Origin of the sequence: Microbacterium sp. ER1 (assembly GCF_023383675.1) — a bacterium.
Taxonomy (GTDB): domain Bacteria; phylum Actinomycetota; class Actinomycetes; order Actinomycetales; family Microbacteriaceae; genus Microbacterium.
Genome location: NZ_QCXO01000105.1, coordinates 1 through 231, shown reverse-complemented (window position 1 = coordinate 231; position 231 = coordinate 1). Strand labels below are relative to the sequence as shown.

Here is a 231-nt window from a genome sequence, read left to right as displayed (position 1 = left end):
AGCTTCTGCACATCGTCGCCGCCGTCTTCATCGTGGGCCCGATGGCCATCCTGCCGATGACCGGGCTTCGGGCCCTCCGCGCCCGGGAGGCCGGACCGATCACGGTGCTGGCGAAGTCGGTGAACCTCTTCACGCTGCTCTCCCTGCTGGTGGCGCTATTCGGTTTCGGCGCGCTGGGGATGAGCGAGCGGGCGTCGTTCGCGTCGACCTGGATCTGGCTGTCCATCGTGC

The 231-nt window shown here is 68.0% G+C and carries 1 pseudogene; it reads left to right on the top strand.

Features of this window, described 5'->3' with window-relative positions:
- Positions 1 to 231: pseudogene (locus tag BV453_RS01945) on the top strand (conjugal transfer protein TrbL); the annotation flags it as partial.